The organism is uncultured Allobosea sp., assembly GCF_945956895.1.
Taxonomy (GTDB): domain Bacteria; phylum Pseudomonadota; class Alphaproteobacteria; order Rhizobiales; family Beijerinckiaceae; genus Allobosea.
Genome location: NZ_CAMFJF010000099.1, coordinates 1 through 7650, shown reverse-complemented (window position 1 = coordinate 7650; position 7650 = coordinate 1). Strand labels below are relative to the sequence as shown.

Genomic DNA, 7650 nt, shown 5'->3' with positions numbered 1-7650 from the left:
AGCGTCATCGCGGGCGCGCCGGAGCGGCCTGGACAGGGCGACGTCGGATGAAGCTCGTCATCATGGCACCGTATATGTTCGCGCTTGGGCCGGGTGTCAATCGGCGTTGCAAAGATGGCGTCATTCTCGGGCTTGCCCCGAGAATCTCCTGCAGAAGAAGGCGCAGGAGCCTCGGTGTCATGAGATGCTCGGGTCAGGCCCCGGCATGACGAGGAATAGACCCGAAAACGCGATTCCTCTGAATCGCTTCGCCGCGCTTCCTCGCAAACAGATTCAACCAGCCTTCTTCAGCGCCAGCGCCTGAATGTGATGTTGGACGATGGTCGAGGCTGCGATCGCCGTGATGTCGGCATGGTCATAGGGCGGCGAGACTTCGACCACGTCCATGCCGTGGATATCGAGATCGCGGATCGCCCAGAGGATGCGCAGCGCCTGATCGGCAGTGAAGGCGTGGTCGATCGGCGGCTTGTCGAAGGCTTCGGTCATGAGGGGCTCAGCTGGAGTATCGAGCTCTTTGATCTTGCATCGGCTTTGTCCGAAAATCGCGTGCCACTTTTCGGGCCGATGCTCTAGCGGCGCGCGGTGAACCAGACATAGAGGCACCAGGGCAGAATCAGCGCGAGCGCGGTCAGGACGAGGCGCAGCATCGTCCAGGCATTCGGGTTGTTGAGCGCGCGCCCGTCGAGCTCGGGCACACCATGGATCAGGCCGAGCGCGACAGCCGGCGCCAGGAAAATCAATAGCGCTCGGCCGATGCGCCGCCCGCGCGGCAACTCCTCACGCGCCAGCATCATCAGGGCCGGCACCGCGATCATGCCGAAGGCGATCAGGACGAGAAGGACGCGCATGGGTTCTTGCTACATCAGAGCCGGGCGACGCGCGAGAGGTCGTCGTCCTGGCGTCATTCTCGGGTCAAGCCCGAGCATGACGGCGAAGGCACCGCCGACGCTACCGCCCGCCCGCAACCTTCAGGATGACGCCGGTCGTGTAGTTAGACGCGCCAGACAGCAGGAACAGCACCGCCTCGGCGATTTCGTCGGCGGTCGCCGCACGCTGCATCGGAATGAGCGGCGCAAGGCGCGCGACGCGGCCGGCCTCGCCGGTCGAGAGCGCATGGATCTCGGTCTCGGTGATGCCGGGCGCGACCGCGTTCACACGGATGCCGTGCGGCGCGAGTTCCTTGGCGAGACCTATGGTCAGGGAATCCACCGCACCCTTCGAAGCCGCGTACCAGACATATTCACCGGGCGAGCCCAGTTCGGCCGCGACGGAGGAGATGTTGACGATCGCCCTGCCCTCAGCCCCCGCGTTCGCCATGAGCGCGCGGGTCGCCTCACGGGCGACAAGGATCGCGCCGGTGACGTTGACGTCGATGCATTCGCGGATGACCGCAGTCTCCACCTCGGCAAGCGGACCCGACTTGCCGGTGATGCCGGCATTATTGACGACATGGGTGAGCGGCCCCAACGCCGTCTTCGCCTCGGCGAAGACGCGGATGATGTCGGCAGCATCAGCCATGTCGCCCTGCAGCGCGACCGCCTTCGCGCCCTCCGCCTCGCAGGCTGCGACGACCCCGGCGGCCGCCTTCGCATTGCTCTGGTAGTTCACGGCGACATCATAGCCGCGCCCGGCCGCCATGATGCAGGTCGCGGCGCCGATGCCGCGGCTGCCGCCGGTGACAAGAAGAACGGGGCGGCTCATGGCAGGCTCCTGCTGATCTGGCGTGGAAGGGCCAGCCAATACGAAAAGGGCGGCTCTTGCGAGCCGCCCTTCCGCATGCCGGCGATCCCGGAAACGATCGGCGCCTTGAGACGGCGCACGATTCCATCTTCATGGTACGCCTCGCGACCCGACCGCCCGACCGCTCCTCCTCGCCGAAACGATCAAAGACGCGATGTGACGCGTTCAAGCCAGATCTCGTGCCAGAAGATCAGCTCGTTCTGGGGGCATAGCCCGAGATATTCTCCGGTTGCGGATACGCCTGCCAGAACAATGCAGGCACTGCCCATGGTCAGCATTTTTCCGCTGGCTTCGTCGATAATGGTTCGGACAACCGAGGCGACACGAAACTCCCCGCCGCAGAACCGGTGCATTTCACGATCGAACCATAACCCGCGATTTTTCGACACGTTGTTCAATGTTTCTTCGATCTGTCGTCGTGTCTTCACGCGCACGATCTCTCCCGGCTGGAGATCGAGCACTTCCTTTGGACTGGTCTTGCGGTCCGTCGGCTCACGGTAGGGCGCCTCCGCGCCGCGGAGTTGCCGCTGTGCGGTATTGAACAACGCGAGTGCGACGGCCACGATGAAGGGACCGGGACGGACATTACCCGAACGCAGCTCACGCCAGTAATGCCTTGGGTCGCGCCAGCTCAATCGTGCCGTTGCCGCCGGCAGCTCGGTCATTTGACAGGCGTAGCGCTCCTCGCCGTCGGCCGCTCCGACCTTCGTGAATGTGCTCAGCCGCGACGCGTCGGCCGCTTCCGGCGCGGGCAAATCCGCCTCGGCACTGTTGCTGGGGACGAGCCAGGCCTCTTTCCAGATGAGTTGACATCCAGCCTGGCAGCCGCCGTGTCCTGCGCCGTCGCACCGCAATTCACCCAGGAGTACTGCGTCCTGCAAACGCCGCAGGTGAGGTGCCGTAGGGCCGTAATAATGATGGATTTTCTCGACACGCCGAAACACGCGGTGACGTGTTCCGCAGTGACGCACCATCTCGGGCATGAATGGCAAACCGTCCAGCCGGCCCTCCTCATCGAGTGTCCCCGCGATTTCCGCAAAGGGGCGGACCTGGACCCACTCGCCCGGCCAGAGCCGCAATCGAGCCGGCGAGCCCGGAAGCAGGCTCAGCAGCTTCCGTCGCAGGCGAATGACAGCTCCGGCGGCGCATTCGCGCGGGCGCTTGGAATAGTAGGGCTGGCCGCGCAGTTCCATCGTGTCACGGGACAGGCCAATGACCCCGCCAAACACGACGAGACCGGCGACGGATGCGACCGCGCAGCAAAACGCGAAGAACAGGATTGTAACGAGCCAAGGAATGGCAAAAGCCACGCCTCCGGCCAGGATTGCAAACAAGGAAAAGGTCGATGCAGCTAGAACGGTCCGCTGATAACTGCTCCGATTGCTCGACATGCAGCTAATCTCCCGCCAAAATTCAGAAACACCTCATTTTTGAAGATTTATTTTTGCTCATTACTAGATTCTAGATCGACATCATCGATATACTTCCAATTACCGCAGCTCCAATCTAATTCATTCCGCAACTGACTGCAAATTCCGGGCTCCTCACTTATCGCTTCCAGTCTTCTCTGTAACCTTGCGAAACGGGAGTACCCATGAAGGCCAATCAGTGCCTCCATCGGCCTCTCCAAAGATCCTGCCGCCTTATACTCCCCGCAATCCCTGGGTCGCATCGATGCGCTCCACCCGGATTCCAGCCACCGACAGGTCTGGTCGACTGCACGGCAGATGAGCCATGCGGCGCGGCCGGTCCGGCACAGACGATCGCGAAACCTCGCCTGAAGCCCCGCTCTTCCGAGCCTCGGCCAACAAAAAAGAGGGCCGGCATTTCTGCCGACCCTCCGGATTTGAAACTCTTTTGAAGAGTTGGATCAGCGCTTCGAGAACTGGAAGCTGCGGCGGGCCTTGGCCTTACCGAACTTCTTACGCTCGACGACACGCGAATCGCGCGTCAGGAAGCCTTCCTTCTTGAGCGGGCCGCGAAGCTCCGGCTCGTAGAAGGTCAGCGCCTTGGAGATGCCGTGGCGCACCGCGCCGGCCTGGCCGGAGAGACCGCCGCCCTTGACCGAGACGATGACGTCGTACTGGGTCATGCGATCGACGAGCTGGAGCGGCTGCGCCAGCACGAGACGCAGCACCGGGCGAGCGAAGTAGATCTCCTGGTCGCGGCCGTTGACGGTGACCTTGCCGGAGCCCGGCTTGATCCAGACGCGGGCGATGGCGTTCTTGCGCTTGCCGGTGGCATAGGCGCGGCCCTGCGCATCGACCTTCTTGACGTGAACCGGAGCTTCCGGCTGAGCGGGCTTGGCGACGTCGCCGAGCTGGGAGAGAGACTGCAGAACTTCAGCCACGGTCAGACCCTCTTGTTCTTGCTGTTGAGCGCGGCGACGTCGAGCGCCTCCGGCGACTGGGCAGCGTGCGGGTGCTCCGCGCCCTTGTAGACGCGCAGGTTGCCGAGGATCTGGCGGAAGAGCGGGCCACGCGGCAGCATGCGCTCGACGGCCTTCTCGACGACGCGCTCAGGGAAGCGGCCTTCCAGGATGAACTTGGCCGAACGCTCCTTGATGCCGCCCGGGAAGCCAGTGTGGTGGTAGTACACCTTCTGGTCACGCTTGCGGCCGGTCAGGGAGACCTTATCGGCGTTGATGACGATGACATTGTCGCCGCAGTCGACGTGGGGGGTGTAGGCGGCCTTGTGCTTGCCGCGCAGACGCATCGCCACAACGGAGGCGAGACGGCCGACGACGAGCCCGGAGGCATCGATCACAACCCACTTCTTTTCGACATCGGCGGGCTTGAGCGAGACGGTGGTCTTCATCGCGGTACCCTTCGGTTGCGTAAAAAAGGACAAGCCGCCGGAGAGCCCGGCGGCGGTGTGGCGTGGTGACTACGGCGCATCGGCACTCATGTCAAGCGTGAGAGCGCACGCAACATGCCGAAAAAATGTTTGTTTTCAGCGGAATGTCAAAAACGGTAACTGGATACCGCAGTTGCATCCGCCTCTTCAATTCTGCCGTGCCCCGCTCTCTACTACGCGCGCGCACCGACAGGTTCGAACATGGAAGGTGCACCAGAAGTCGCCGAACCGCCCCTGCAGCCGGCCCTTGACTTAGAGTGCGCTCGAAGATGTAGCTAGATCTGCGTCACGACGAACAGGGCGAACCATGAAGATCGGGGATCTCGCGAGGCGCACCGGGTTGTCGGCGCATACGATCCGCTATTACGAGCGAATCAAGCTGCTGCCCTATGCCTCGCGCGCCTCGTCCCAGCACCGTGAATACGACGCCTCCATTCTGTCCTGGATCGACTTCATCGGCCGTCTGAAGACGACCGGAATGCCGATCCGCGACATGCTGCGATATGCGCGCCTGCGCGAACGCGGCCCCGTCACGGAGGAGGACCGCCGCATTCTGCTGGTGGAGCATCGGGCCAAGGTCCGGGCTCATGTCGCCGAGCTTCAAGCCTGCCTTGCCGTCCTCGACACCAAGATCGCCGGCTATGCCGGCTCAGACACGGTGGAGACGAACCATGACGCAGCAACAGAACGACACGAACGAGCGGTTCGAGCGGGGCTGGCAGGCCCTGGCGGCCATTGACGGCGAAGCCGGGACCAGGGTCGTCGACCAGCTTGCCGATATCGCACCCGACTTTGCACGCTACATCGTCGAATTCCCCTTCGGCGACATCTACACGCGCTCAGGCCTCGATCTCAGACAACGGGAGATCGCGACGATTGCGGCCTTGGCAGCACTCGGCAACGCGACGCCGCAACTGAAGGTGCATATCGAGGCCGGCTTGAATGTCGGGCTCAGCCGCGACGAGATCGTGGAAGTGCTGATCCAGATGGCCGTCTATGCCGGCTTTCCGGCCGCCCTCAACGGCCTCTTCGTCGCCAAGGAGGTCTTTGCAGCGCGGGATCTCCAGCAAGCCGCCTGAGGCGGCGAAAAAGCGATCAGCGCTTACCGCTCGGCCGGGATCGAATAGGTCCCGGTCGCGTGGCAGACCATCTCGGCCTCCCCTTGCGAATAGAGGCAGACCTCGCCGACCGCGAGCCGCTTGCCGAGCTTGAGCAGCTTCGCCTCGCCGATCAGCGCCGACTGGCCGGGCTTGCGCAGGAAGTTGAAATTGAGGCTCGTCGTCACCGCAAGGCCAACCGGGCCGATCTGGGCGAGGATCGCCGCATAGAGCGCGAGATCGGCCAGCGCCATCATGGTCGGCCCCGAGATCGTGCCGCCGGGGCGCAGGTGCTTCTCGTGGTAGTCGCAGCGCATCCGGGCCGTCATCGACCCGACCTCCTCGATGAAATAGGTGCGCCCGCCATAGTGGAGCTGGGGGAAGACCTCGTCGAGATAGGCATCGATCTCGGAGGCGCTCATGCGGGTCGTCATGCGGAAAACCGAAGGCTGGAACGGGACTTCTCCCCTTGCAGCATGGCCGCCCGGCTCCGACAATAGGCAGAAATGCCGAAGGGAAGCGCAAGGGGAGCACGATGAACGCCCATCATAAGCCGGAAGCCGCGCCCGTCCTGCTGCGCGAGGATGCCGGGGGCATCGCGACGCTGACGCTGAACCGCCCGCAGGCACGCAACCCGCTGAGCGAGGCGATGCTGGCCGCCCTGAGCGAAGTCTTCATTGCCATCGCGGCCGACCGTTCGGTCAAGGCCGTCATCCTGACCGCCGCCGGGCCGGTGTTCAGCGCCGGGCACGACCTCAAGGAGATGACGGCTCATCGCGCCGACGCTGACCGGGGCCGGGCCTATTTCACGGACATCCTCGGGCGCTGCTCGACCATGATGCAGCAGATCACCGCCCTGCCCCAGCCGGTGATCGCGGCCATCGAGGGCACGGCGACGGCAGCCGGCTGCCAGCTCGTCGCGAGTTGCGACCTCGCGGTCGCAGGCGAGGCCGCACGTTTCTGCACGCCCGGCGTCCATATCGGGCTGTTCTGCTCGACGCCGATGGTCGCGCTCTCGCGCAACCTCTCAGCCAAGCATGCGCTGGAGATGCTGCTGCTCGGCGAGATGGTGCCGGCCGATGAAGCGGCCCGGATGGGGCTGGTCAATCGTGTCGTGCCCGCCGGCGATGCGCTGGCGGAGGCGCAGCGGCTTGCCGCGATCATCGCCTCGAAATCGCCGGCGACGATCAAGATCGGCAAGCGCGCCTTCTACGAGCAGCGCGAGATGGGGCTGAAGGCGGCCTATGACCATGCCTCGGCGGTGATGGTCGAGAACATGCTCGCGCGCGACGCCGAGGAAGGCATCGGCGCCTTCGTGGAGAAGCGCGCGCCGGTGTGGGAGGGGTAGATCAAGGCCGTCATGCCCGGGCTTGACCCGGGCATCTCGGAAACCAGATTTCTTTTCGAAGAGATTCTCGGGTCTGCGCTTCGCTTCGCCCGAGAATGACGCAGAGTATCCGCATGAACCACGACGCCTATCCCGACAGCCTGATCCGCGACATCCTGAAATCCGTGAAGCGGATCGCACTGGTCGGCGCATCCGCCAACGAGGCGCGGCCGAGCTGGATCGTGACGAAATACCTGCTCGATCGGGGCTATGACGTCATTCCCGTCAATCCCGGCCTCGCCGGGCAGGCGATCCTCGGCAAGACGGTCTATGCCGCGCTCAAGGACATTCCCGGCGCGATCGACATGGTCGAGATCTTCCGCAATTCGGAAGCGGCCGGCCCGATCACCGACGAAGCGCTGGCGCTCGATCCCCTGCCCAAGGTGATCTGGATGCAACTTTCGGTGCGCAATGACGACGCCGCGGCGCGGGCCGAGGCAAAGGGCGTCACCGTCATCATGAACCGCTGCCCCAAGATCGAATATGGCCGGCTTTCGGGCGAGATCGGCTGGCAGGGCATCAATTCGCGCATCCTCTCGGCCAAGAAGCCGGTGCTCGCCGGCAAGGGCT

Annotated in this window: 11 protein-coding genes; 4 read left to right on the top strand and 7 right to left on the bottom strand. The window is 63.9% G+C overall.

The window, feature by feature from the left end; translation table 11 throughout:
* Positions 1-273 precede the first annotated feature (273 nt).
* The 6 genes from Q0Q02_RS22140 to rplM all read right to left on the bottom strand — a co-directional run bounded on the left by Q0Q02_RS22140 (position 274) and on the right by rplM (position 4557).
* Complete coding sequence (locus tag Q0Q02_RS22140) at positions 274-486, bottom strand: arginase family protein (RefSeq protein ID WP_293812777.1); 213 nt, start codon at positions 484-486, stop codon at positions 274-276.
* 83 nt (positions 487-569) lie between these two features.
* On the bottom strand, positions 570-848 hold the full coding sequence (locus Q0Q02_RS22135; RefSeq protein ID WP_293812775.1) for a hypothetical protein: 279 nt from the start codon (positions 846-848) through the stop codon (positions 570-572).
* Between the two features lie 100 nt (positions 849-948).
* Positions 949-1701 carry an SDR family oxidoreductase gene (locus tag Q0Q02_RS22130; protein WP_293812773.1) on the bottom strand — a complete coding sequence of 251 codons (753 nt, stop codon included), beginning with the start codon at positions 1699-1701 and terminating at the stop codon, positions 949-951.
* Between the two features lie 182 nt (positions 1702-1883).
* Entirely contained in the window at positions 1884-3131 is a 1248-nt protein-coding gene (locus Q0Q02_RS22125; protein WP_293812771.1) for a hypothetical protein, read from the bottom strand.
* Between the two features lie 479 nt (positions 3132-3610).
* Positions 3611-4090, bottom strand: a complete 480-nt coding sequence (rpsI, locus tag Q0Q02_RS22120) for a 30S ribosomal protein S9 (protein WP_293812769.1) — start codon at positions 4088-4090, stop codon at positions 3611-3613.
* A gap of 2 nt (positions 4091-4092) precedes the next feature.
* Positions 4093-4557 carry a 50S ribosomal protein L13 gene (rplM, locus tag Q0Q02_RS22115; protein ID WP_257731664.1) on the bottom strand — a complete coding sequence of 155 codons (465 nt, stop codon included), beginning with the start codon at positions 4555-4557 and terminating at the stop codon, positions 4093-4095.
* Between the two features lie 346 nt (positions 4558-4903).
* On the opposite strand from rplM, the gene Q0Q02_RS22110 reads away from it, so the two are divergent.
* Both Q0Q02_RS22110 and Q0Q02_RS22105 read left to right on the top strand, forming a co-directional pair.
* A complete protein-coding gene (locus Q0Q02_RS22110; protein WP_293812767.1) occupies positions 4904-5335 on the top strand; it encodes a MerR family transcriptional regulator in 432 nt (143 codons plus the stop codon).
* Positions 5268-5675, top strand: a complete 408-nt coding sequence (locus Q0Q02_RS22105; RefSeq protein WP_293812765.1) for a carboxymuconolactone decarboxylase family protein — start codon at positions 5268-5270, stop codon at positions 5673-5675. The genes Q0Q02_RS22110 and Q0Q02_RS22105 overlap by 68 nt, the downstream gene beginning before the upstream one ends.
* A gap of 23 nt (positions 5676-5698) precedes the next feature.
* On the opposite strand, the gene Q0Q02_RS22100 is transcribed toward Q0Q02_RS22105, so the two are convergent.
* Entirely contained in the window at positions 5699-6127 is a 429-nt protein-coding gene (locus tag Q0Q02_RS22100) for a PaaI family thioesterase (RefSeq protein ID WP_293812763.1), read from the bottom strand.
* 101 nt (positions 6128-6228) lie between these two features.
* On the opposite strand from Q0Q02_RS22100, the gene Q0Q02_RS22095 reads away from it, so the two are divergent.
* On the top strand, positions 6229-7041 hold the full coding sequence (locus Q0Q02_RS22095) for an enoyl-CoA hydratase (protein ID WP_293812762.1): 813 nt from the start codon (positions 6229-6231) through the stop codon (positions 7039-7041).
* A gap of 113 nt (positions 7042-7154) precedes the next feature.
* A partial coding sequence (locus tag Q0Q02_RS22090; protein ID WP_293812760.1) for a CoA-binding protein occupies positions 7155-7650 on the top strand: 496 nt, incomplete at its 3' end.